Raw genomic sequence first — 19,723 nt, forward strand, 5'->3', positions numbered from 1 at the left:
ATGAATCATGACGCGTGAAAGAACCGATTTCTGGGTAGGCCTTTTCGTTCTGCTGGGCGCCATCGCCCTGGTGTTCCTGGCCTTGCGGGCGGGCAACATGAGCTCGTTCTCCTTTACGCCCACCTATCAGGTGACGGCGCACTTCGACAACCTGGGCGGGCTGAAGGTGCGCGCCCCCGTGAAAAGCAGCGGCGTGGTGGTGGGCCGGGTCGCCGCCATCGGCTTCGACAATGAACGCTTCCAGGCCGTCGCCACGCTGGACCTGGAACAGCAATACCAGTTTCCGGCCGATTCATCGGCCTCCATCCTCACTTCGGGCCTGCTGGGCGAACAATACATCGGGCTGACCCCGGGCGGCGATGAAAAAATGCTCGCCCAGAACAGCCGGATCCAATACACCCAGAGCGCCGTCGTGCTGGAGGAACTGATCAGCAAATTCCTGTACAGTTCCGCCGACAAGGAAGGCGGCGGCGCGCAGGACGCCCCCGCCGCCGGCCAGTGATCCGCGCCCACACTACAATTGCGGCATGTCCGCTCAACAACACGACAACAGCCAGAACATGACTTCTAACTCCATTCCGACGCCTTGCCGACCGATTCCGCGCGGGCTGCGCCTGGCGGCCGCGCTGGGCGCGGCGGCATTGGCGACGGGCTGCGCAACCGTCAGCAATCCCACGCCCGAGGATCCCTGGGAACGCTACAACCGCGGCATGTTCGCCTTCAACGACACGGTCGACCAGGCCCTGCTGAAGCCCATCGCCACGGGCTACGACCAGCTCATGCCGGATCCGGCGCAAACCTGTATCCACAACGTCTTCAATAACGTGGGCGACGTCTGGTCGGCCATCAACAGCTTCCTGCAGGCGCGCGGCCACGATTTCTTCAACACGCTGGGACGCGTGCTGTTCAACACCACCATGGGCCTGGGGGGCTGCATCGACGTCGCCTCCATGAACGGCGCCAAGCGCATCGCCAACGATTTCGGCGTCACGCTGGGCGTGTGGGGCTTCGATTCCGGCCCCTACGTCGTGCTGCCCTTCCTGGGTTCCAGCTCCGTCCGCGACGCCACCAGCACGCTGGGCACCTTCGCCGCGGGCGTGTCGCCCATCACGCCGGTCTTCCACATCCACGACGTGCCCCTGCGCAATTCGCTCGTCGGCCTGTATGTCGTCGATACCCGGGCCGACCTGCTGGAAGCCGACAAGCTGGTGAACGAAGTCGCGCTGGACCGCTACAGCTTCATCCGCGACGCCTACATCCAGCGCCGCAAGGCGCTGGTGGACAGCCGGCGCAACGGCAACGAACTGCCGGACTACTCGGACGACGACCTGCCCGATTACTCCGACGACGCCGACTCCGGCGCCACGTCCGCGCCCGGTTCCGCGCCGGCGCCCGCGGCCGCGCCTACGCCCGCGCCCGGCAAGTAACAGGAGAACCCATGTTTCAACGCCATACCTCTGCTTTTTTCATCCGGATCCGCGGCCTGGCCGCGGCCGCGCTGCTGGGCCTGGCCGGCCTGGGCGCGGCGCCCGCCCTGGCGCAATCGCCCGTCGACAGCAAGGCCGCGCCCAACGATTTCGTCCAGACCGTGGCCGACAACGCGCTGGACGCCGTCAAGAAAGACCAGGCCGTCAAGTCCGGCAACCTCGAAAGCATCAAGCGCGTGGTCAACGAATACGTGCTGCCTTACGTCAACTTCGAGAAAACCACGCGCCTGGCGGCCGGCCGCCATTGGCGCCAGGCCACGCCCCAGCAGCAGAAGGCGCTGGTCGAAGCATTCAAGGGCACGCTGATCCGCACCTATGCGGGCGCCTTCACCAAGGTGGACCAGAAATCCGCCTTCACCATGCAGCCCTTCCGCGGCGACGCGAACGCCGACGACGTCGTGGTGCGCTCCACGCTCACGCAAAGCAACGGCCCTTCGGTCGGCATCGACTACCGCCTGGAAAAAACCGGCCAAGGCTGGAAAATCTACGACCTGAACGTGGAAGGCATCTGGCTGATCCAGAACTACCGCAACCAGTTCTCGCAGCAGATCGCGCAAAACGGCGTCGACGGGCTGATCAAAGCCTTGAACGGCGGCAAATAAGGCCGCCGCGCCGCGCATCGGCCGCCCCCACGGCGGGGCAGCCACTATAATGTCAGGCTTGGCCGGGTCCAGCGCCGCCGCCCTTTTGGCGGCGGCGGGCGCCGGCCCGGCCTTTCTCGTGTGTCCATGTCAGCGCTCAGCTTAGAAAACGTCTCGAAAATCTACACCCCTCGCACCGCGGCCTGGAAGCAACGATTCTCGTCCTCGGGCCGGAAACGCGGTTTCCAGGCGCTCGACGGTGTCAGCTTCTCGGTCGAGCACGGCGAATTCTTCGGCCTGCTCGGGCCCAATGGCGCGGGCAAGACCACCCTCATCTCCATCCTGGCGGGGCTGGCCTATGCCACCTCGGGCACCGCGCGCGTCTGCGGCTACGACGTGGTGGCCGACTTCAAGCGCTCGCGCCGCTCGCTGGGCGTGGTACCCCAGGAAATCGTCTACGACCCCTTCTTCACGGTGCGGGAAACCCTGCGGCTGCAATCCGGCTACTTCGGCCTGCGCAACAACGACGACTGGATCGACGAAATCCTGACCAACCTGGGCCTGCTCGACAAGGGCGACACCAATATGCGCGCGCTGTCCGGCGGCATGAAACGCCGCGTGCTGGTCGCGCAGGCGCTGGTGCACCGGCCGCCGGTCATCATCCTGGACGAGCCCACGGCCGGGGTCGACGTCGACCTGCGGCGCACCCTGTGGGAATTCATCGCCCGGCTGAACCGGGAAGGCCACACCATCCTGCTGACCACGCATTATCTGGAAGAGGCCGAAGCCCTGTGCGGCCGCATCGCCATGCTCAAGAGCGGCCGGGTCGTGGCCCTGGACACCACGCAGGCGCTGCTGGCGCGGGTGGGCGGCGCCCACCTGGAAGACGCCTTCGTGCGCATCATGCACGACGACGAATTCCTGGGGGTGACGGCATGAGCGCCCGCCCCGTCATCAAGCCGCGCGACGACATGGGCTCCGGCTTCCCGACCCTGCTGCGCAAGGAATTGCTGCGCTTCTGGAAAGTGGCGTTCCAGACGATCGCCGCGCCCGTCCTGACGGCCCTGCTGTACCTGCTGATCTTCGCGCACGTGCTGGAGGGGCGAGTGCAGGTATACGGCTCGGTGCCCTATACCTCGTTCCTGATCCCCGGCCTGATGATGATGAGCATGCTGCAGAACGCATTCGCGAATCCCTCGTCGTCGCTGATCCAGAGCCGCATCACGGGCAACCTGGTGTTCATCCTGCTGCCGCCGCTCTCGCACCGCGAGATCTTCGGCGCCTACATCCTGGCGTCCATCGCCCGCGGGCTGTGCGTGGGCGCCTGTATCTGGCTGGTGGCGCTGTTTTTCATCGACCTGCCCGTCCGGCATCCCTTCTGGGTGCTGTGCTTCGCGGTGCTTTCCTGCGGCATCATGGGCACGCTGGGCCTGATCGCCGGGCTCTGGTCCGAAAAATTCGACCAGCTCGCGGCTTTCCAGAATTTCCTGATCATGCCGGCCACCTTTTTGTCCGGCGTGTTCTACTCCATACACAGCCTGCCGCCCTTCTGGCAGGCCGTGTCACGATGGAATCCCGTCCTGTACACCATAGACGGCTTCCGCTACGGCTTCTTCTCGGTGTCCGACGTCTCGCCCTGGCACAGCCTGGCGGTCGTCGCGGCCTCGTTCGCCGTACTGTCCATCTTTGCGCTGCGCCTGCTGGCGAGCGGCTATAAACTCCGGAACTGACTGCCATGGCCATGCTGCCCACCCCAGAACAAGTACGCCAATACATCGCCGACCATCTCGAGTGCGAGCACATCGAGGTCCAGGGCGACGGCGCTCACTTCGACGCCCTGATCGTCAGCCCCGCCTTCGCGGGCAAGCGCCTGATCGCACGGCACCAGCTGGTCTATGCCGCGCTGGGCGACCGCATGAGGGCCGAGATCCACGCCTTGTCCATGCGCACCCTGACCCCGGAAGAATACAAGGCCAATCCGAATGGATAAACTCCAGATCCAGGGCGGCAATCGCCTGAACGGCGAGATCGCCATATCCGGGGCCAAGAACGCCGCCCTGCCCATTCTGTGCGCCTCGCTGCTCACGGACGACGCCATCGCCCTGCACAACGTGCCGCGCCTGAACGACATCGGCACCACGCTGCGCCTGCTGAGCCAGATGGGCGTGCGCCACGACCGCGCCGCGGACGGCACGGTCGAACTCTGCGCCGCCGGCGTGCACAGCCTGGAAGCGCCCTACGAGCTGGTCAAGACCATGCGCGCCTCCATCCTGGTGCTCGGGCCGCTGCTGGCGCGCTACGGCGAGGCCCGCGTCAGCCTGCCGGGCGGCTGCGCCATCGGCCAGCGCCCGGTGGACCAGCACATCAAGGGCCTGGCGGCCATGGGCGCGGACATCCGCATCGAACACGGCTTCGTGGTGGCCAAGGCCAAGCGCCTGAAAGGCACGTCGATACTCACGGACATGGTCACGGTGACCGGCACGGAAAACCTGATGATGGCCGCCGTCCTCGCCGACGGGCGCACGGTGCTGGAAAACGCCGCGCGCGAGCCCGAGGTCGCCGACCTGGCCGAGCTCCTGATCAAGATGGGCGCCCGCATCCAGGGCCACGGCACCGACCGCATCGTCATCGACGGCGTCGACCGCCTGCACGGCGCCAGCCACCGGATCGTCGCCGACCGCATCGAGGCCGGCACCTTCCTGTGCGCGGTGGGCGCCGCCGGCGGCGAGATCATGCTCAGGCAGGCCGCCCCCCAGACCATGGGCGCCACGCTGGACAAGCTGCGCGACGCCGGCCTGGAGATCGAGACCGGCCCCGACTGGGTGCGCGCCTGCATGAACCGCCGCCCGCGCGCCACGGGCGTGCGCACCAGCGAATACCCCGGCTTCCCGACCGACATGCAGGCGCAGATGATGGCCCTGAACACCATCGCGGACGGCACCGCCGTCATCGTCGAGAACATCTTCGAGAACCGCTACATGCACGTGCAGGAGCTGTGCCGGATGGGCGCCCGGATCGACATCGACGGCCACACCGCGGTCGTGACCGGCGTGCCCAACCTGTCGGGCGCGACCGTGATGGCGACCGACCTGCGCGCCTCGGCCAGCCTGGTCATCGCGGGCCTGGCCGGCTACGGCCGCACCACCGTCGAACGCATCTACCACCTGGACCGCGGCTACGAGCGCATGGAAGAAAAACTGCGCTCCGTGGGCGCCGACATCCAACGCATCACACGGGAAGCCGCATGAGCCCTGCCAGCCTCGACAAACCCCTGACGCTCGCCCTGTCCAAGGGCCGCATCTTCGACGAAACCATGCCGCTGCTGGCCGCCGCCGGCGTGGAGGTCGCGGAAAGCCCCGAGTCCTCGCGCAAGCTGATCCTGCCCACCAGCAGTCCCGACCTGCAGCTGATCATCGTGCGCGCGTCCGACGTGCCCACCTACGTGCAGTACGGCGCGGCCGATTTCGGCATCGCGGGCAAGGACGTCCTGTACGAACACGCCGCCCAGCATCCGGGCGGGCTGTACCAGCCCATAGACCTGAACATCGCCCGCTGCCGCCTGTGCGTGGCCGTGCGGCGCGGCTTCGACTACGAAGCCGCCGTGCACCAGGGCTCGCGCCTGCGCGTCGCCACCAAATATGTGCAGGCGGCCAGGGAACACTTCGCGGCGAAAGGGGTCTATGTGGATATCATCAAGCTGTACGGGTCGATGGAGCTCGCCCCGCTGGTCGGCCTGGCGGACGCCATCGTCGACCTGGTCTCCACCGGCGGGACGCTCAAGGCCAACAACCTGGTCGCCGTCGAAGAGGTCGCGCAGATATCTTCGCGCCTGATCGTGAACCAGGCGTCGCTGAAAACCCGCGCGGCCAAGCTGCAGCCGCTGCTCGACGCGTTCGCGCAGGCATCGCAAGCGCAAGCCTAGGGCCGCCGCTTACGGTACACTGCATTGTTATAAAACGATTTTTTCTTGTTCCGCAATATGCCTTCGATCAAGCGCCTGAGCACCCTATCCGATGACTTTCAGTCCAGCCTGCGCACGCTGCTGGCCTTCGACGCCTCTCAGGACGAATCCATCGAGCACGCCACGGCGGCCATCTTGCACGACGTGCGCCAGCGCGGCGACGCGGCCGTGCTGGACTACACCCGGCGCTACGACCGCGTGGCGGCCGCCTCCGTGCCCGAACTGGAAATCGACAGGCGCGAATGGCAGGCCGCCCTGGACGCCCTGCCCAGCGACCAGCGCGCCGCCCTGGAAACCGCGGCCGAACGCGTGCGCCGCTACCACGAACACCAGCGCAGCCAGACCTGGACCTACACCGAGCCCGACGGCACCGTCCTGGGCCAGAAAGTCACCCCGCTCGACCGCGTGGGCCTGTACGTGCCGGGCGGCAAGGCGGCCTACCCGTCGTCCGTGCTCATGAACGCCATTCCCGCCAAGGTGGCGGGCGTGCCCGAAGTCGTCATGGTCACGCCCACGCCCGACGGCGTGCGCAACCCCATCGTGCTCGCGGCGGCCGCCATCGGCGGCGTGGACCGCGTCTGGGGCATGGGCGGCGCGCAAGCCGTGGGCGCGCTGGCCTATGGCACGCAAAGCATCGACCCCGTCGACAAGATCGTCGGCCCCGGCAACGCCTATGTGGCCGCGGCCAAGCGCCGCGTGTTCGGCACCGTGGGCATAGACATGATCGCCGGGCCCAGCGAAATCCTGGTCATCTGCGACGGCACCACGCCGGCCGACTGGATCGCCATGGACCTCTTCTCGCAGGCCGAGCACGACGAACTGGCCCAGGCCATTCTGCTCTGCCCCGACGCCGGCTACCTGGACGAAGTCCAGGCCGCCATCGACCGCCTGCTGCCCACCATGCCGCGCGCCGACATCATCCGCGCCAGCCTGGGCGGGCGCGGCGCCCTGATCCACGTGCGCAGCCTGGACGAGGCCTGCGAAATCGCCAACTACATCGCTCCCGAACACCTGGAGATCTCCACCGAGCAGCCGGGGCAATGGGCCGACAAGATCCGCCACGCCGGCGCCATCTTCCTGGGGCGCTACAGCTCCGAATCCCTGGGCGACTACTGCGCCGGGCCAAACCACGTTTTGCCCACCTCGCGCACCGCCCGCTTTTCGTCTCCCCTGGGCGTGTATGATTTCCAGAAGCGCTCCAGCCTCATCCACATTTCAGAAAGCGGTGCGCAAACGCTGGGCCGCGTCGCCGCCAAGCTGGCCTACGGCGAAGGCCTGCAAGCCCACGCCGCCAGCGCCGAATACCGCCTGAATCCCACCGTATCGACTGCTTGAACACCATGCGTACCGCCGACATCACCCGAAACACCAACGAAACGCGCGTGCGCGTTTCGATCAACCTGGACGGCACCGGCCGCCAGACCATCAACACGGGCGTGCCTTTCCTGGACCACATGCTGGACCAGATCGCCCGCCATGGCCTGATCGACCTGGACATCCACTGCGACGGCGACACCCACATCGACGACCACCACACCGTGGAAGACGTCGGCATCACCCTGGGCCAGGCCTTCGCCGCGGCCGTGGGCGACAAGGCCGGCCTGCGCCGCTACGGGCATTCCTACGTGCCGCTGGACGAAGCCCTGTCGCGCGTGGTGGTCGACTTCTCCGGGCGGCCCGGCCTGTACTACCACATTCCTTTCACACGGTCGCACATCGGGCGCTTCGACGTCGACCTGGCGCGCGAATTCTTCCAGGGTTTCGTCAACCACGCCCTGGTCACCCTGCACATCGACAACCTGCGCGGCGAAAACTCGCACCACCAATGCGAGACCGTGTTCAAGGCCTTCGGGCGCGCGCTGCGCATGGCCACGGAAGCCGACCCCCGCAACGCGGGCGTGGTGCCCTCGACCAAGGGCGTACTGTAAGGCGGCCGGCGCACAAACCTTTTCCATCCCCCAACGGGTGCACACCGTGAACAATATCGCCATCGTCGACTATGGCATGGGCAATTTCCATTCGGTCGCGCGCGCCCTGCGGGCCGCCGCGCCGGATGCGAACATCGAAATCTGCAACACGCCGCAAGGCATCGATCGCGCCGATCGCGTGGTGTTTCCGGGCCAGGGCGCCATGCCCGACTGCATGCGCACGCTGGACCGCTCCGGCCTGCGCGACGCCGTCCTGCGCGCCGCGCGCGCCAAGCCTCTGCTGGGCGTCTGCGTGGGCGAGCAAATGCTGTTCTCGGAAAGCGAGGAAGGCAATGTGCGGTGCCTGGACATCTTCCCCGGCCGCGTGAAGCGCTTCGCGGGGCCGCAATACGCCTCCGAAGCCGGCGATGCGGGGCGCGAACTGCTGAAGATTCCCCACATGGGCTGGAACCGCGTGCGCCAGACGCGCGCCCATCCGCTGTGGTCCGGCATACCCGACGGCACGCATTTCTATTTCGTGCACAGCTACTACGCCCAGCCCGACGACCCCGAAATTACTGTTGGGGTAAGTCACTATGGCATGCGCTTTACCTGCGCAGTAGCAGCGGCTAACATTTTTGCAGTACAGTTCCATCCCGAGAAAAGCGCCGGCCATGGCTTGCGGCTCTATCGGAATTTCGTTGATTGGAATCCATAACATCATGTTACTCATACCCGCCATAGATCTCAAAGACGGGCGTTGCGTGCGATTGCGCCAGGGCGACCTGAACGACGCAACTATTTTTTCCGATGACCCGGCCGCCATGGCCACACAATGGCTGGACCAGGGCGCGCGCCGCCTGCATCTCGTCGACCTCAACGGCGCCGTGGCGGGCAAGCCCAAGAACGAAGCGGCCATCAAGTCCATCATCAGCGCGGTGGCCGACGACATCCCGGTGCAGATCGGCGGCGGCATCCGCGATCTGGACACCATAGAACGCTACCTGGACGCCGGCATCAGCTACGTCATCATCGGCACCGCCGCCGTCAAGGATCCCGGCTTCCTGCGCGATGCATGCAGCGCCTTTCCCGGCAACATCATCGTGGGGCTGGACGCCCGCGACGGCAAGGTGGCCACCGACGGCTGGAGCAAGCTCACCCGCCACGACGTCTTCGACCTTGCCCGCAAATTCGAAGACTACGGCTGCGAGGCCATCGTCTACACCGACATCGGCCGCGACGGCATGCTGTCCGGCGTCAACATCGAAGCCACGGTCAAGCTCGCGCAACACGTCACCATCCCCATCATCGCCTCGGGCGGCGTCACCGACCTGAAAGACATCGAAGCCCTTTGCGCCGTTGAAAGCGAAGGCGTCGAGGGCGCCATCCTGGGGCGCAGCCTCTATGAAGGCACCCTGGATTTCGCCGCCGCCCAGGAAATGGCGGACCAACTTGGAGCGACATGAATTCCGTTTCCCCCCCCGGTACCGATTCCGAACTGACCCGCCGCATCATTCCCTGCCTGGACGTCACGGCGGGCCGCGTCGTGAAGGGCGTCAACTTCGTCGACCTGGTCGACGCGGGCGACCCCATCGAGATCGCCCAGCGCTATAACGAGCAGGGCGCCGACGAACTCACCTTCCTGGACATCACCGCCACCAGCGACGACCGCGACCTGATCCTGCCCATCATCGAAGCCGTCGCCAGCCAGGTCTTCATACCGCTCACGGTGGGCGGCGGCGTGCGGCAGGTCGCCGACATCCAGCGCCTGCTGAACGCCGGCGCCGACAAGGTGTCGATCAACAGCGCGGCCGTCGCCAACCCGGAGCTCGTGCGCGAGGCGGCCGGCTACCACGGTTCGCAGTGCATCGTGGTCGCGCTCGACGCCCGGCGCGTGTCGGCGGCGGGCGAAGCGCCAAAATGGGAAATCTTCACCCATGGCGGCCGCAAGGCCACCGGCATCGACGCCGTCGAATGGGCCCGCAAAATGGCCGAGTACGGCGCCGGCGAACTGCTGCTGACCAGCATGGACCGCGACGGCACCAAATCGGGCTTCGACCTGGAACTCACCCGCGCCGTCGCCGACGCCGTGCCGGTGCCGGTCATCGCCTCCGGCGGCGTCGGCAACCTGCAGCACCTGGCCGACGGCGTCACCACCGGCCGCGCGAGCGCGGTGCTGGCCGCCAGCATTTTCCACTACGGCGAATACACCGTGCGGCAGGCCAAGGAATTCATGGCGGCCCAAGGCATCAAGGTACGCTTGCAATCATGACCGCGCCCCTCTGGCTCGATGCCATCACTTTCGACGAGAACGGGCTGGCGCCCGCCATTGCGCAAGACGAGCAAACGGGCGCGATACTCATGGTGGCCTGGATGAACGCCGAGGCCCTGCGGGAAACCGTGGCCACCGGCCGCGCCGTGTACTGGTCGCGCTCGCGCCGGCGCCTGTGGCGCAAGGGCGAGGAATCCGGGCATGTGCAGATCGTCCACGAAATCCGCCTGGACTGCGACGGCGACGTCATCCTCCTGAAGGTGCGCCAGGAAGGCGGCATCGCTTGCCATACGGGCCGCCAGAGCTGCTTCTTCCGGCGCCTGGACGGCATCGGCGACACCGCCTCCTGGGCCGTCACGGACCCCGTGCTCAAAGACCCGGAACAGATCTACAAATGACACGAGCCGACACCCGGAATTTCCTGGCCCGCCTGGCCGACACCCTGGAATCGCGCCTGCCCGCGAACGGCGGCGACCCGTCCAGCTCCTACACCGCCAAGCTGCTGGCGCGGGGTCCCGACGCCTTCTTGAAGAAGATCGGCGAGGAAGCCACCGAACTCGTCATGGCGGCCAAAGACAACACGCCCGAACGCATCGTGGCCGAAACGGCCGACCTCTGGTTCCACAGCATGGTCGCGCTGGCCTATTATGGGCTGCGCCCGGAACAAGTGCTGGCCGAACTGGAACGGCGCGAAGGCATTTCCGGGCTGGCCGAAAAAGCCGGCCGGCCCCAACCGTAATCAGCCGAGAACAGCTCATGAGTGACAACTGCATCTTCTGCAAGATCGCCAAGGGGGAAATCCCTTCCCGCAAAGTCTACGAGGACGACGATTTCTTCGCTTTCCACGACATAAATCCCGCCGCTCCCGTACACTTGCTGCTCATCCCCAAGCGCCACGTCGTTTCCTTGCAGGAGGTCCAGGAAAGCGACGCGGCCTGGCTGGGTAGAATGGTCACCCTGGCGCCCGCGCTGGCGCGTGACAACGGCTGCACGCCCGGACCCGAAGGCGGGTTCAGGGTGGTGTTCAACAACGGAACGGAAGGCGGGCAGGAAGTCGCCCACCTGCACATGCACATCCTGGGCGGCCCGCGCCCCTGGAACAAACGCGCAGCACCCGCTGCTTAACGGAGACTTATCATGGGTAGTTTCAGCATTTGGCATTGGCTTATCGTCCTGGTCATCGTGGCGCTGGTATTCGGCACCAAGAAAATCCGCAACATCGGCGAAGACCTGGGCGGAGCGGTGAAAGGCTTCAAGAAGGGCATGAAGGACGCCAACGAGGAAAAAGACGCGCCCGCCACGGTGACGCAGCGCGTGCAAAGCGACGACACCATCGACGTCCAGGCGAAGGAAAAGAAAGACGCCTGAAAACAGGGCTGATGGCCGCTCCGAGCTCCGTTAACCCTATTCTTTCAAGCGAATCCTTTACCCATGTTTGACGTCAGCTTTAGTGAACTTATGCTGATCGGCGTGATCGCGCTGATCGTCATCGGGCCCGAACGCCTGCCCAAGGTGGCCAGAACCATCGGCCACCTGGTCGGCCGCGCTCAGCGCTACGTCAGCGATGTCAAGTCCGACATCCAACGCGAGATGGACCTGGACGAGCTCAACAACCTGAAGGGCCAAATGGAGGAAGCGGCCAAGTCGGTCAAGTCGTCCATGCAGGAAGCCTCCGACAGCCTGCGGCAGCCTCTGTCCGAGGCCGAGCAGGCCTTGAAAGAGGCATCCGCCTCGGTCGAGTCCCTGGTCGACTCGGCCCGGGCCCAGATGAGCGGCCCGGAAACGACCGCGGCGCCGGCCGCCGAACCCGCCAAGCCCGCGGCCGCGCCAGCCACCCTTCCCGCCGGCAATGGCGCGGCCGCGCCCAGCGCAGGCGCCGACATCCAGCCGGCCGGCACGGCCGGCCCAGACACCAAAGACAAACCGGGGGCTCCCACGTGACACAAGAAGCTTCCCAAGACACCTTCATCTCGCACCTGGTCGAACTGCGCTCGCGCCTGCTGCGCGCGGTCAGCGCGGTCTTGGCCGTGTTCGTCATTCTGTTCATCTACCCGGGGCCGTCCGCCATCTACGACGTGCTGGCCCAGCCCATGCTCGCCTCCCTGCCGGAAGGCACGCGCATGATCGCCACGGGCGTGATCACGCCTTTCATGGTGCCGATCAAGGTGACGCTGCTGGCGTCTTTCGTGCTGGCGCTCCCGGTGGTCCTGTACCAGGCCTGGGCCTTCGTCGCGCCCGGGCTGTATCGCCACGAGCAGCGGCTGGCGCTGCCGCTGATCGCGTCCAGCACGCTGCTGTTTCTGGCGGGCATGGCGTTCTGCTATTTCGTGGTGTTCCGCACGGTCTTCCAGTTCATCGCGGGTTTCGCGCCGGAATCGATCACGCCGGCGCCGGACATCGAGGCCTACGTAAGTTTCGTGATCACGATGTTCGTCGCTTTCGGGGTGACGTTCGAAGTGCCGATCGCCGTGATTCTGCTGGTGAAGAGCGGAATGGTCACGGTCGAGAAACTGCGCGGCGCGCGGGGGTACGTCATCGTCGGCGCGTTCGTCATCGCCGCGGTGGTGACGCCGCCGGACGTGGTCAGCCAATTCATGCTGGCGGTGCCCTTGTGCCTGCTGTATGAAGTCGGCGTGGTGGTCGCGGGGATGCTGAAGGTAAAGGAAGCCGCGGCCGACGAGCTGGAGTCCGATCCGGATAACGGGTGACGGCGGCAGCGGCCGGCGCCCTCACCGCTTCGGAATCGGCGGCCGCGTCCCGACACGCACTTCCAGCTCCATCCGCCGCCCTTCGCGCACCACGCGCAGCTTCGCCTTTTCCGACGGCGGCAGCGGCGCGATCTGGTTCAGGAAGCCGATCGCGTCCCGCACCGGCTCTCCATTCAACGCCAGCACGATATCGCCCACCCGCAGCCCCGCCTGCCACGCCGGGCCATTGCGCAACACACTGGCGATGATGACGCCGTCGTGCTGCTTCAAGCCGAAAGCGCGGGCCAGGTCGGGGGTGATGTCTTGCGGCTCGATTCCCAGCCACCCGCGGGTCACCGTCCCCGTCTTGATGATCTGCTCCATGATGGTCTGCGCCGCGCCCGCCGGGATGGCGAAGCCGATGCCCAGCGATCCCCCGGATTCCGAATAAATGGCGGTATTGATGCCGATCAGGCGCCCCGAGGTGTCGATGAGCGCGCCGCCGGAATTGCCGGGATTGATGGCAGCGTCGGTCTGGATGAAGTTTTCATATATATTGATGCCCAGGCGGTTGCGCCCCAAGGCCGACACGATGCCCATGGTGGTGGTCTGCCCCACGCCGAAAGGGTTGCCTATGGCCAGCACCACGTCGCCCGTCCTGACCTCGTGCGAACCGTTGAAGGCGATCGCGCGCAGGTCGGGCAGGTCTATCTTCAGCACCGCCAGGTCGCTTTCAGGGTCGGCGCCCACCACCGCGGCGCGGGTCTGCCTGCCGTCGCTCAATGCGACCTCGATCGCGTCGGCGGCTTCAATGACGTGGTAGTTGGTGAGTATGTAGCCGTCTTCCCGGACGATCACGCCCGAGCCCAGGTTGGTGGATTCCTTGCGGCGGCTGAAGCCGGGAATGTCCCGGAACAGACGCTCGAGCTCGGGATCGGCGGGAATGGGGATGACCGGCACATTGACGTGCTTGCTGGTGTAGACGTTGACCACGGCCGGCCTGGCCTGCGCCACGGCGGCGGCGAATGAAAAGGGCGCGCCCTGCTCCGGGGCGGGTGGCGTGGCCGGCGCCGGCTGCGGTGTGTGCAGCCAGTCGGGGCGCAAGGTTGCCACGATGAATAAAATACCCAGGCATATCGTCACCGTCTGGGCAAACAGCAACCACAATCGACGCATAAGCTCGCAATAAGGAAAAGGCAAAACAATGAAACAGGTTTCCACCCAACAACTGGCCGACTGGCTCGACGCCACCTTGCAGGCCGCGCGCTTCAAGGACTACTGCCCGAACGGACTGCAGGTCGAGGGCAAAGCCAGTATCGGACACATTATCACCGGTGTCACGGCATCGCAGGCGCTGCTGGAGGCGGCGATCGATAGAAAAGCCGATGCCGTGCTGGTGCACCACGGCTGGTTCTGGCAGAACGAGAGCCCCCGCGTGCGCGGCCCCAAGCGCAAGCGCCTGGCGCTGGCCCTGGCGCACGACCTGAATCTGTTCGGCTACCACCTGCCGCTGGACGCCCACCCGACGCTGGGCAACAACGCACAGCTGGCGCGGGTGCTGGGCCTGGAGCCCGAGCTCGGCGCCGATGGCCAGCCCGTGCTTTGCGGCCGCGACGGCCTGGTCTGGATGGGCCGCTCGCGCAGCGCCCGCAACCTGGACGAGCTCGGTAATATTATTTGCAATGCCTTACAACGCCGTCCATTGGTTGTGGGAAATCCACAACAAAAAATCGAGCGCATCGCCTGGTGCACCGGCGGCGCCCAAGGCATGATGGAAGCCGCCATCGAAGCCGGCGCCGATGCATACATAACGGGCGAGGCGTCGGAGCCGGTGTATCACCTGGCCCGGGAAACCGGCACGGCGTTCATCGCGGCCGGCCACCATGCGACGGAACGCTACGGGGTGCAGGCGCTGGGCGAGGCCATTGCCCAGCAGTTCGGGATACGAGTGGATTTCCTGGACATCGACAACCCGATCTGATCACCCGAAGCGGCCCGCCCGGATTCGGTCGCCGGGCCCGTCACTTCTTCAAGAGATCGCGGATTTCGCGCAGCAGGGCGACGTCTTCCGGAGGAGGCGCCGCCGCCGCGGGCTCGGCCTGTTCGCGGCGCAAGACCTTGTCGCGGGCCGTGTTCACCGCCTTCACCAGGCAGAACACCACGAAGGCCAGCAGGATGAAGTTGATGAAAATGGTCAGGAAGTTGCCCCAGGACAGGACCACGGCGCCGGCCTTGGTCAGGGCGTCGTAGGTTTCGGGCCCGGTGTAGCCTTCGGGCAGGCGCAGCACCCAGAACTGATTGGTGAAGTCGACCTCGCCGCCCAGGATGAAGGAGATGATGGGCATGATGATGTCTTTCACCAGGGAGTCGATGATCTTGCCGAAGGCCGCGCCGATGATGACGCCGACCGCCAGATCGATCATGTTGCCGCGGACCGCGAACTCTTGAAACTCTTGCAGAAAACCCCGTGCTTTGCTCATATCGCCTTCCTTTCGTGTTACACCCTATTTCGGGCAAACGCTATAATACGCGGTTGATAAGATAGTACACAGCCAAATCACTGATGGTATGCCCCCACGCGAGGCATGAATAAGGATACTAGAATGAGTCAGATTACGACACAGCTCGACGATTCCGGTGCGGTTGACCCCAACCTGCCACCCGATCCTTCGCGCCGTATGTGGGTGGCCACCGCCTGTGCGGTGGGCGGTGCCGCGGGCGTGGCCACGGCGGTCCCGTTCGTCAGTTCCTTCGCGCCTTCGGACAAGGCTCGCGCGGCCGGCGCCCCCGTCGAGGTCGACGTCTCTAACATCCCCGCCGGCCAGATGATCACGGTCGAGTGGCGCGGCAAGCCCGTGTGGATCATGCACCGCACCCCCGAACAGCTGGCTGCCCTGAAGGGCCTGGATCCGGAACTCGCCGACCCCCACTCCGACCGCCCGGGCTACACCCCCGAATACGCCAAGAACGAATACCGCTCGCGCAAGCCCGAACTGTTCGTTTGCGTCGGCATCTGCACGCACCTGGGCTGCTCGCCCACGCCCGCCCTGGCCGCGGGCCCGCAACCCGGCCTGCCCGCCGACTGGCAAGGCGGCTTCAACTGTCCATGCCATGGCTCCACCTTCGACCTGGCCGGCCGTGTGTTCAGCAACAAGCCGGCGCCCGACAACCTCGAGGTCCCGCCTTATTCCTACTCGGCCGACGGCACGCGCATCGTCGTCGGCGTCGACGAGAACAACAAGGCCTGATCCCGAAGGGCGCCGCTGAACGCCCACGAACCGAATCCACAATACGCCCGTAAGATAGAAAAAGGAGCCGTTTCATGGCTGGCGAGAAAACCGTCGAAACGACAGGACTTTTAGGCTGGATAGATAAGCGTTTTCCGCTTACTACCCTGTTCAAAGACCACATGTCGGAATACTACGCCCCGAAGAACTTCAACTTCTGGTATTTCTTTGGGTCCCTGGCAATGCTGGTTCTGGTCATCCAGATCGTCACCGGCATCTTCCTGGTCATGAACTACAAGCCCGACGCCAAGCTGGCATTCGAATCGGTCGAATACATCATGCGCGAAGTGCCCTGGGGCTGGCTGATCCGCTACATGCACTCCACGGGCGCGTCCATGTTCTTCGTGGTCGTGTACCTGCACATGCTGCGCGGCCTGTTCTACGGCTCCTACCGCAAGCCGCGCGAGCTGGTCTGGATCTTCGGCGTGGCCATCTTCCTCTGTCTGATGGGCGAAGCCTTCATGGGCTATCTGCTGCCCTGGGGCCAGATGTCCTACTGGGGCGCCCAGGTCATCGTGAACCTGTTCTCGGCCATTCCCTTCATCGGCCCTGAGCTCGCCATCTGGATCCGCGGCGACTACGTCGTGTCCGACGCCACGCTGAACCGCTTCTTCGCCTTCCACGTCATTGCGCTGCCGCTGGTGCTCATCGGCCTGGTCGTCGCGCACATCATCGCGCTGCACGAAGTGGGCTCCAACAACCCCGACGGCGTCGAGATCAAGCGAGGCCCCAAGGACCGCTACGGCCGCCCGCTGGACGGCATCCCCTTCCACCCCTACTACTCGGTGCACGACATCGTGGGCGTGGCCGGCTTCCTGATCGTCTTCGCGGCCATCATCTTCTTCGGCCCTGAAATGGGCGGCTACTTCCTGGAATACAACAACTTCATTCCGGCCGACCCGCTGAAGACCCCGCCGCACATCGCGCCGGTCTGGTACTTCACGCCGTTCTATTCCATGCTGCGCGCCACCACGGCCGACTTCACCTGGGTCATGATCGCCGGCTGCGTCATCGCCGCCGCGGCCCTGTTCCTGAAGGGCAACCTGCGCGGCGTCTGGCGCCTGGTATGGCCGGCCGTGCTGATCCTGGTCGCCATCCTGCTGCGCGTCATCGACGCCAAGTTCTGGGGCGTGGTCGTCATGGGCGGTTCCGTCGTGATCCTGTTCTTCCTGCCGTGGCTGGATCATTCCCCCGTCAAGTCGATCCGCTACCGCCCCACCTGGCACAAGTATCTGTACGCCATCTTCATCGTCAACTTCCTGGTGTTGGGTTACCTGGGCACGCAAGCGCCGAATCCGACGTTCAACCTCATGAGCCAGATCGGCACCGTGATCTACCTGGGCTTCTTCTTCCTGATGCCTGTCTGGAGCCGCATCGGCACGTTCAAGCCAGTCCCTGACCGCGTCACGTTTCACGCTCACTAAGGCAACTAACACGTTACGGAATGATCATGATTAAAAAGCTGCTAGGCGCAATTGCCTTATCACTGACCTGCGGCGCCGCCCTGGCCGCGGGCGGTGGCTACAAGCTGGAAAGCGCACCGAACCGAATCAATGACATGGCGGCGTTGCAAAACGGCGCGAAGCTGTTCGTCAACTACTGTCTGGGCTGTCATAGCGCCAATTCCATGCGCTACAACAAGCTGGCCGAAATCGGCCTGACCGACGACCAGATCAAAAAGAACCTGCTGTTCACGGGCGACAAGGTCGGCGACCTCATGAAAATCGCCATGACGCCCGAGGACGCCAAGAAGTGGTTCGGCGCCGCGCCCCCCGACCTGTCCGTCATCGCGCGCGCCAAGTCCACCACCATGGGCCCGTCCGGCGTCGATTACGTCTACACCTTCCTGCGCACCTTCTACCGCGACACCACCAAGGCGACCGGCTGGAACAACCTGGTCTTCCCCAGCGTCGGCATGCCGAACCCGCTCTGGGAAATGGAAGGCCCGCGCTCGCTCAACCACGTCACCGTCCACCAGGTCGAAAAAGAAGGCGGCGCCCTGCAATGGGAACGCACCACCGCCAAGTACGACACCCAGGGCTTCGCCGACATCAAGTCCGAACCGCTTGCCGATTACCGCGGCAACCCCCAGGACAAGGCCGTTCTGGAATCCGCCGACCCCAAACGAGTCGCGGCCTTCGACAGCAACGTGGCCGACCTGGCGAACTTCCTGGGCTGGATGGCCGAACCCGTACAGCAGCAACGCAAGCAAATGGGCGTATGGATCCTGCTCTTCCTGGGCCTGTTCCTGGTCGTCGCGTGGCGCCTGAACGCAGCCTACTGGAAACACGTCAGGTAATATAATCACCGGTAGCCGCCCTAGCCGGCACTGCATCCCAGCTATCGGACAAGAAATAGGCGTTGCGATACGCCTATTTCGCTTTTCGGAGCGGCGCCTTGCGGCGCGCGCTCTTATTCTTATTCTACGATTGGAATCCACGATATGATGGTGCTCTATTCTGGAACGACATGCCCGTTCTCTCAACGCTGCCGCTTTGTGTTGTTCGAAAAAGGCATGGATTTTGAGATCCGTGACATCGACCTGTACAACAAGCCAGAAGATATTTCCGTCATGAACCCCTACGGCCAGGTCCCCATCCTGGTCGAGCGCGACCTGGTCCTGTACGAATCGAACATCATCAACGAATACATCGACGAACGCTTCCCGCATCCCCAGCTGATGCCGGCGGACCCGGTCATGCGCGCGCGCACGCGCCTGTTCCTGTACAACTTCGAAAAAGAACTCTTCGTGCACGTATCGATACTGGAAGACCGCTCCAGCACCGACACCAAGGCGCAAGACCTGGCCCGCCAAAACATCCGCGACCGCCTTGCGCAGCTGGCGCCCATGCTGTTAAAAAACAAATATATGCTGGGCGAGGAATTCTCCATGCTCGACGTCGCGGTCGCGCCCTTGCTGTGGCGCCTGGATCACTACGGCATCGAGCTGCCCAAGAATGCCGCCCCCATCCAGAAGTACGCGGAGCGCATTTTTTCGCGTCCCGCCTATATCGAAGCACTGACACCCTCTGAAAAGGTCATGCGCCGCTAAACATCATGCAAGAGTCCTCTACCAAGCCCTACCTGATCCGCGCATTGCACGAGTGGTGCACCGACAACGGCTACACTCCGCACATCGTGGTCACGGTGGACGCCAACACGGTGGTTCCGCCGGCGCACATCCACGATGGCCAGATCACGCTGAACATCGGCACGCTGGCCACCAATCGCTTGACATTGGGTAATGACTATATCGAGTTCCAGACTCGGTTCGGTGGGGTGACTGAGCAGATCTACGTTCCGGTGGCGGCGGTTTCGGCGATCTATGCCCGGGAAACCGGCGCGGGCATGGGCTTCGATGTCGCGGAGTCTCAGCCTTATCCCGGCAGCGATTCGGACGCCGACGCATCCGCGCCGGGGCCGGGCCCGCAGGCGGTGCCGGACAGCGGCTCCGGCGGCTCCAGCCCGCCGGACGGCACGCCGCCGAAGCCGCCGCGGCTCACAGTGGTGAAGTAGCCCCCGGTGCCGGGAGCGAGTATCA

Annotated in this window: 27 protein-coding genes; 25 read left to right on the forward strand and 2 right to left on the reverse strand. The window is 64.9% G+C overall.

What is annotated here, in order from left to right:
• The first annotated feature begins 7 nt into the window (after nt 1-7).
• The 19 genes from mlaD to tatC all read left to right on the forward strand — a co-directional run bounded on the left by mlaD (nt 8) and on the right by tatC (nt 12,916).
• Nucleotides 8-502 carry an outer membrane lipid asymmetry maintenance protein MlaD gene (gene mlaD, locus H0A72_RS19340; RefSeq protein WP_180158153.1) on the forward strand — a complete coding sequence of 165 codons (495 nt, stop codon included), beginning with the start codon at nt 8-10 and terminating at the stop codon, nt 500-502.
• A gap of 58 nt (nt 503-560) precedes the next feature.
• Entirely contained in the window at nt 561-1,427 is an 867-nt protein-coding gene (locus H0A72_RS19345; protein ID WP_180158222.1) for an MlaA family lipoprotein, read from the forward strand.
• Nucleotides 1,428-1,438: 11 nt separating this feature from the next.
• Nucleotides 1,439-2,089 carry an MlaC/ttg2D family ABC transporter substrate-binding protein gene (locus tag H0A72_RS19350; protein WP_180158154.1) on the forward strand — a complete coding sequence of 217 codons (651 nt, stop codon included), beginning with the start codon at nt 1,439-1,441 and terminating at the stop codon, nt 2,087-2,089.
• 126 nt (nt 2,090-2,215) lie between these two features.
• A complete protein-coding gene (locus tag H0A72_RS19355) occupies nt 2,216-3,007 on the forward strand; it encodes an ABC transporter ATP-binding protein (protein WP_180158155.1) in 792 nt (263 codons plus the stop codon).
• On the forward strand, nt 3,004-3,798 hold the full coding sequence (locus H0A72_RS19360) for an ABC transporter permease (protein ID WP_180158156.1): 795 nt from the start codon (nt 3,004-3,006) through the stop codon (nt 3,796-3,798). Before H0A72_RS19355 ends, H0A72_RS19360 begins: the two co-directional genes overlap by 4 nt.
• Nucleotides 3,799-3,809: 11 nt before the next feature.
• Nucleotides 3,810-4,058, forward strand: a complete 249-nt coding sequence (locus H0A72_RS19365; RefSeq protein WP_180158157.1) for a BolA family protein — start codon at nt 3,810-3,812, stop codon at nt 4,056-4,058.
• Nucleotides 4,051-5,316, forward strand: coding sequence for a UDP-N-acetylglucosamine 1-carboxyvinyltransferase (gene murA / locus H0A72_RS19370; protein ID WP_180158158.1), 1,266 nt, complete (start codon nt 4,051-4,053; stop codon nt 5,314-5,316). Before H0A72_RS19365 ends, murA begins: the two co-directional genes overlap by 8 nt.
• Entirely contained in the window at nt 5,313-5,990 is a 678-nt protein-coding gene (hisG, locus tag H0A72_RS19375) for an ATP phosphoribosyltransferase (protein ID WP_180158159.1), read from the forward strand. The genes murA and hisG overlap by 4 nt, the downstream gene beginning before the upstream one ends.
• Nucleotides 5,991-6,047: 57 nt before the next feature.
• On the forward strand, nt 6,048-7,364 hold the full coding sequence (hisD, locus tag H0A72_RS19380; RefSeq protein ID WP_180158223.1) for a histidinol dehydrogenase: 1,317 nt from the start codon (nt 6,048-6,050) through the stop codon (nt 7,362-7,364).
• Nucleotides 7,365-7,369: 5 nt separating this feature from the next.
• Complete coding sequence (hisB, locus tag H0A72_RS19385; RefSeq protein WP_180158160.1) at nt 7,370-7,957, forward strand: imidazoleglycerol-phosphate dehydratase HisB; 588 nt, start codon at nt 7,370-7,372, stop codon at nt 7,955-7,957.
• A 46-nt stretch (nt 7,958-8,003) separates the two neighbouring features.
• Entirely contained in the window at nt 8,004-8,654 is a 651-nt protein-coding gene (gene hisH / locus H0A72_RS19390; RefSeq protein WP_180158161.1) for an imidazole glycerol phosphate synthase subunit HisH, read from the forward strand.
• A 4-nt stretch (nt 8,655-8,658) separates the two neighbouring features.
• Nucleotides 8,659-9,402 carry a 1-(5-phosphoribosyl)-5-[(5-phosphoribosylamino)methylideneamino]imidazole-4-carboxamide isomerase gene (gene hisA / locus H0A72_RS19395; RefSeq protein ID WP_180158162.1) on the forward strand — a complete coding sequence of 248 codons (744 nt, stop codon included), beginning with the start codon at nt 8,659-8,661 and terminating at the stop codon, nt 9,400-9,402.
• On the forward strand, nt 9,399-10,208 hold the full coding sequence (gene hisF, locus H0A72_RS19400; RefSeq protein WP_180158163.1) for an imidazole glycerol phosphate synthase subunit HisF: 810 nt from the start codon (nt 9,399-9,401) through the stop codon (nt 10,206-10,208). Before hisA ends, hisF begins: the two co-directional genes overlap by 4 nt.
• Nucleotides 10,205-10,606 carry a phosphoribosyl-AMP cyclohydrolase gene (gene hisI / locus H0A72_RS19405; RefSeq protein WP_218953408.1) on the forward strand — a complete coding sequence of 134 codons (402 nt, stop codon included), beginning with the start codon at nt 10,205-10,207 and terminating at the stop codon, nt 10,604-10,606. Before hisF ends, hisI begins: the two co-directional genes overlap by 4 nt.
• On the forward strand, nt 10,603-10,947 hold the full coding sequence (locus tag H0A72_RS19410; protein ID WP_180158164.1) for a phosphoribosyl-ATP diphosphatase: 345 nt from the start codon (nt 10,603-10,605) through the stop codon (nt 10,945-10,947). The genes hisI and H0A72_RS19410 overlap by 4 nt, the downstream gene beginning before the upstream one ends.
• A 17-nt stretch (nt 10,948-10,964) precedes the next feature.
• Complete coding sequence (locus H0A72_RS19415) at nt 10,965-11,333, forward strand: histidine triad nucleotide-binding protein (protein WP_180158165.1); 369 nt, start codon at nt 10,965-10,967, stop codon at nt 11,331-11,333.
• A 12-nt stretch (nt 11,334-11,345) separates the two neighbouring features.
• Nucleotides 11,346-11,576 (forward strand): Sec-independent protein translocase subunit TatA, encoded by a 231-nt coding sequence (tatA, locus tag H0A72_RS19420; protein WP_180158166.1) that lies wholly within the window; start codon nt 11,346-11,348, stop codon nt 11,574-11,576.
• A 63-nt stretch (nt 11,577-11,639) separates the two neighbouring features.
• Nucleotides 11,640-12,149, forward strand: a complete 510-nt coding sequence (gene tatB / locus H0A72_RS19425; protein WP_180158167.1) for a Sec-independent protein translocase protein TatB — start codon at nt 11,640-11,642, stop codon at nt 12,147-12,149.
• Nucleotides 12,146-12,916: a twin-arginine translocase subunit TatC gene (tatC, locus tag H0A72_RS19430; RefSeq protein ID WP_180158168.1), complete on the forward strand. Its 771-nt coding sequence runs from the start codon at nt 12,146-12,148 to the stop codon at nt 12,914-12,916. The genes tatB and tatC overlap by 4 nt, the downstream gene beginning before the upstream one ends.
• Nucleotides 12,917-12,937: 21 nt before the next feature.
• Here the strand turns inward: tatC and H0A72_RS19435 are convergent, their stop codons facing one another.
• A complete protein-coding gene (locus H0A72_RS19435) occupies nt 12,938-14,071 on the reverse strand; it encodes a S1C family serine protease (RefSeq protein WP_180158169.1) in 1,134 nt (377 codons plus the stop codon).
• Between the two features lie 28 nt (nt 14,072-14,099).
• On the opposite strand from H0A72_RS19435, the gene H0A72_RS19440 reads away from it, so the two are divergent.
• Nucleotides 14,100-14,876 carry a Nif3-like dinuclear metal center hexameric protein gene (locus H0A72_RS19440; RefSeq protein WP_180158170.1) on the forward strand — a complete coding sequence of 259 codons (777 nt, stop codon included), beginning with the start codon at nt 14,100-14,102 and terminating at the stop codon, nt 14,874-14,876.
• Between the two features lie 40 nt (nt 14,877-14,916).
• Here H0A72_RS19440 and mscL read toward each other — a convergent pair whose 3' ends face one another.
• Nucleotides 14,917-15,375: a large conductance mechanosensitive channel protein MscL gene (gene mscL / locus H0A72_RS19445; RefSeq protein ID WP_180158171.1), complete on the reverse strand. Its 459-nt coding sequence runs from the start codon at nt 15,373-15,375 to the stop codon at nt 14,917-14,919.
• A gap of 123 nt (nt 15,376-15,498) precedes the next feature.
• Between mscL and petA the strand changes: the two genes are divergently transcribed.
• The 5 genes from petA to H0A72_RS19470 all read left to right on the forward strand — a co-directional run bounded on the left by petA (nt 15,499) and on the right by H0A72_RS19470 (nt 19,698).
• The gene (petA, locus tag H0A72_RS19450) at nt 15,499-16,143 is read left to right on the forward strand and encodes a ubiquinol-cytochrome c reductase iron-sulfur subunit (RefSeq protein ID WP_180158172.1); all 645 of its coding nucleotides are present in this window, start codon (nt 15,499-15,501) and stop codon (nt 16,141-16,143) included.
• 74 nt (nt 16,144-16,217) lie between these two features.
• The gene (locus H0A72_RS19455; RefSeq protein WP_180158173.1) at nt 16,218-17,606 is read left to right on the forward strand and encodes a cytochrome b; all 1,389 of its coding nucleotides are present in this window, start codon (nt 16,218-16,220) and stop codon (nt 17,604-17,606) included.
• Nucleotides 17,607-17,626: 20 nt separating this feature from the next.
• Nucleotides 17,627-18,481, forward strand: coding sequence for a cytochrome c1 (locus tag H0A72_RS19460; protein ID WP_180158174.1), 855 nt, complete (start codon nt 17,627-17,629; stop codon nt 18,479-18,481).
• Nucleotides 18,482-18,625: 144 nt separating this feature from the next.
• A complete protein-coding gene (locus tag H0A72_RS19465; RefSeq protein ID WP_180158175.1) occupies nt 18,626-19,234 on the forward strand; it encodes a glutathione S-transferase N-terminal domain-containing protein in 609 nt (202 codons plus the stop codon).
• Nucleotides 19,235-19,239: 5 nt separating this feature from the next.
• Nucleotides 19,240-19,698, forward strand: a complete 459-nt coding sequence (locus H0A72_RS19470) for a ClpXP protease specificity-enhancing factor (RefSeq protein WP_180158176.1) — start codon at nt 19,240-19,242, stop codon at nt 19,696-19,698.
• The last annotated feature ends 25 nt before the right edge of the window (nt 19,699-19,723 follow it).

Origin of the sequence: Parapusillimonas granuli (genome assembly GCF_013416525.1) — a bacterium.
In the GTDB taxonomy this organism is placed as follows: domain Bacteria; phylum Pseudomonadota; class Gammaproteobacteria; order Burkholderiales; family Burkholderiaceae_B; genus Parapusillimonas; species Parapusillimonas granuli.

Excerpts from the sequence above, each read along its gene's own strand:
- H0A72_RS19410 (WP_180158164.1), top strand. The coding sequence starts at position 10,603 with ATGACACGAGCCGACACCCGGAATTTCCTGGCCCGCCTGGCCGACACC.
- H0A72_RS19355 (WP_180158155.1), top strand. The coding sequence starts at position 2,216 with ATGTCAGCGCTCAGCTTAGAAAACGTCTCGAAAATCTACACCCCTCGC.
- hisI (WP_218953408.1), top strand. The coding sequence starts at position 10,205 with ATGACCGCGCCCCTCTGGCTCGATGCCATCACTTTCGACGAGAACGGG.
- H0A72_RS19345 (WP_180158222.1), top strand. The coding sequence starts at position 561 with ATGACTTCTAACTCCATTCCGACGCCTTGCCGACCGATTCCGCGCGGG.
- H0A72_RS19415 (WP_180158165.1), top strand. The coding sequence starts at position 10,965 with ATGAGTGACAACTGCATCTTCTGCAAGATCGCCAAGGGGGAAATCCCT.
- H0A72_RS19435 (WP_180158169.1), bottom strand. The coding sequence starts at position 14,071 with ATGCGTCGATTGTGGTTGCTGTTTGCCCAGACGGTGACGATATGCCTG.
- hisG (WP_180158159.1), top strand. The coding sequence starts at position 5,313 with ATGAGCCCTGCCAGCCTCGACAAACCCCTGACGCTCGCCCTGTCCAAG.
- H0A72_RS19440 (WP_180158170.1), top strand. The coding sequence starts at position 14,100 with ATGAAACAGGTTTCCACCCAACAACTGGCCGACTGGCTCGACGCCACC.
- hisA (WP_180158162.1), top strand. The coding sequence starts at position 8,659 with ATGTTACTCATACCCGCCATAGATCTCAAAGACGGGCGTTGCGTGCGA.
- murA (WP_180158158.1), top strand. The coding sequence starts at position 4,051 with ATGGATAAACTCCAGATCCAGGGCGGCAATCGCCTGAACGGCGAGATC.
- hisF (WP_180158163.1), top strand. The coding sequence starts at position 9,399 with ATGAATTCCGTTTCCCCCCCCGGTACCGATTCCGAACTGACCCGCCGC.
- tatB (WP_180158167.1), top strand. The coding sequence starts at position 11,640 with ATGTTTGACGTCAGCTTTAGTGAACTTATGCTGATCGGCGTGATCGCG.
- hisB (WP_180158160.1), top strand. The coding sequence starts at position 7,370 with ATGCGTACCGCCGACATCACCCGAAACACCAACGAAACGCGCGTGCGC.
- petA (WP_180158172.1), top strand. The coding sequence starts at position 15,499 with ATGAGTCAGATTACGACACAGCTCGACGATTCCGGTGCGGTTGACCCC.
- H0A72_RS19350 (WP_180158154.1), top strand. The coding sequence starts at position 1,439 with ATGTTTCAACGCCATACCTCTGCTTTTTTCATCCGGATCCGCGGCCTG.
- mlaD (WP_180158153.1), top strand. The coding sequence starts at position 8 with ATGACGCGTGAAAGAACCGATTTCTGGGTAGGCCTTTTCGTTCTGCTG.
- H0A72_RS19360 (WP_180158156.1), top strand. The coding sequence starts at position 3,004 with ATGAGCGCCCGCCCCGTCATCAAGCCGCGCGACGACATGGGCTCCGGC.
- H0A72_RS19460 (WP_180158174.1), top strand. The coding sequence starts at position 17,627 with ATGATCATGATTAAAAAGCTGCTAGGCGCAATTGCCTTATCACTGACC.
- H0A72_RS19470 (WP_180158176.1), top strand. The coding sequence starts at position 19,240 with ATGCAAGAGTCCTCTACCAAGCCCTACCTGATCCGCGCATTGCACGAG.
- tatA (WP_180158166.1), top strand. The coding sequence starts at position 11,346 with ATGGGTAGTTTCAGCATTTGGCATTGGCTTATCGTCCTGGTCATCGTG.
- mscL (WP_180158171.1), bottom strand. The coding sequence starts at position 15,375 with ATGAGCAAAGCACGGGGTTTTCTGCAAGAGTTTCAAGAGTTCGCGGTC.
- hisD (WP_180158223.1), top strand. The coding sequence starts at position 6,048 with ATGCCTTCGATCAAGCGCCTGAGCACCCTATCCGATGACTTTCAGTCC.
- H0A72_RS19465 (WP_180158175.1), top strand. The coding sequence starts at position 18,626 with ATGATGGTGCTCTATTCTGGAACGACATGCCCGTTCTCTCAACGCTGC.
- H0A72_RS19365 (WP_180158157.1), top strand. The coding sequence starts at position 3,810 with ATGCTGCCCACCCCAGAACAAGTACGCCAATACATCGCCGACCATCTC.
- H0A72_RS19455 (WP_180158173.1), top strand. The coding sequence starts at position 16,218 with ATGGCTGGCGAGAAAACCGTCGAAACGACAGGACTTTTAGGCTGGATA.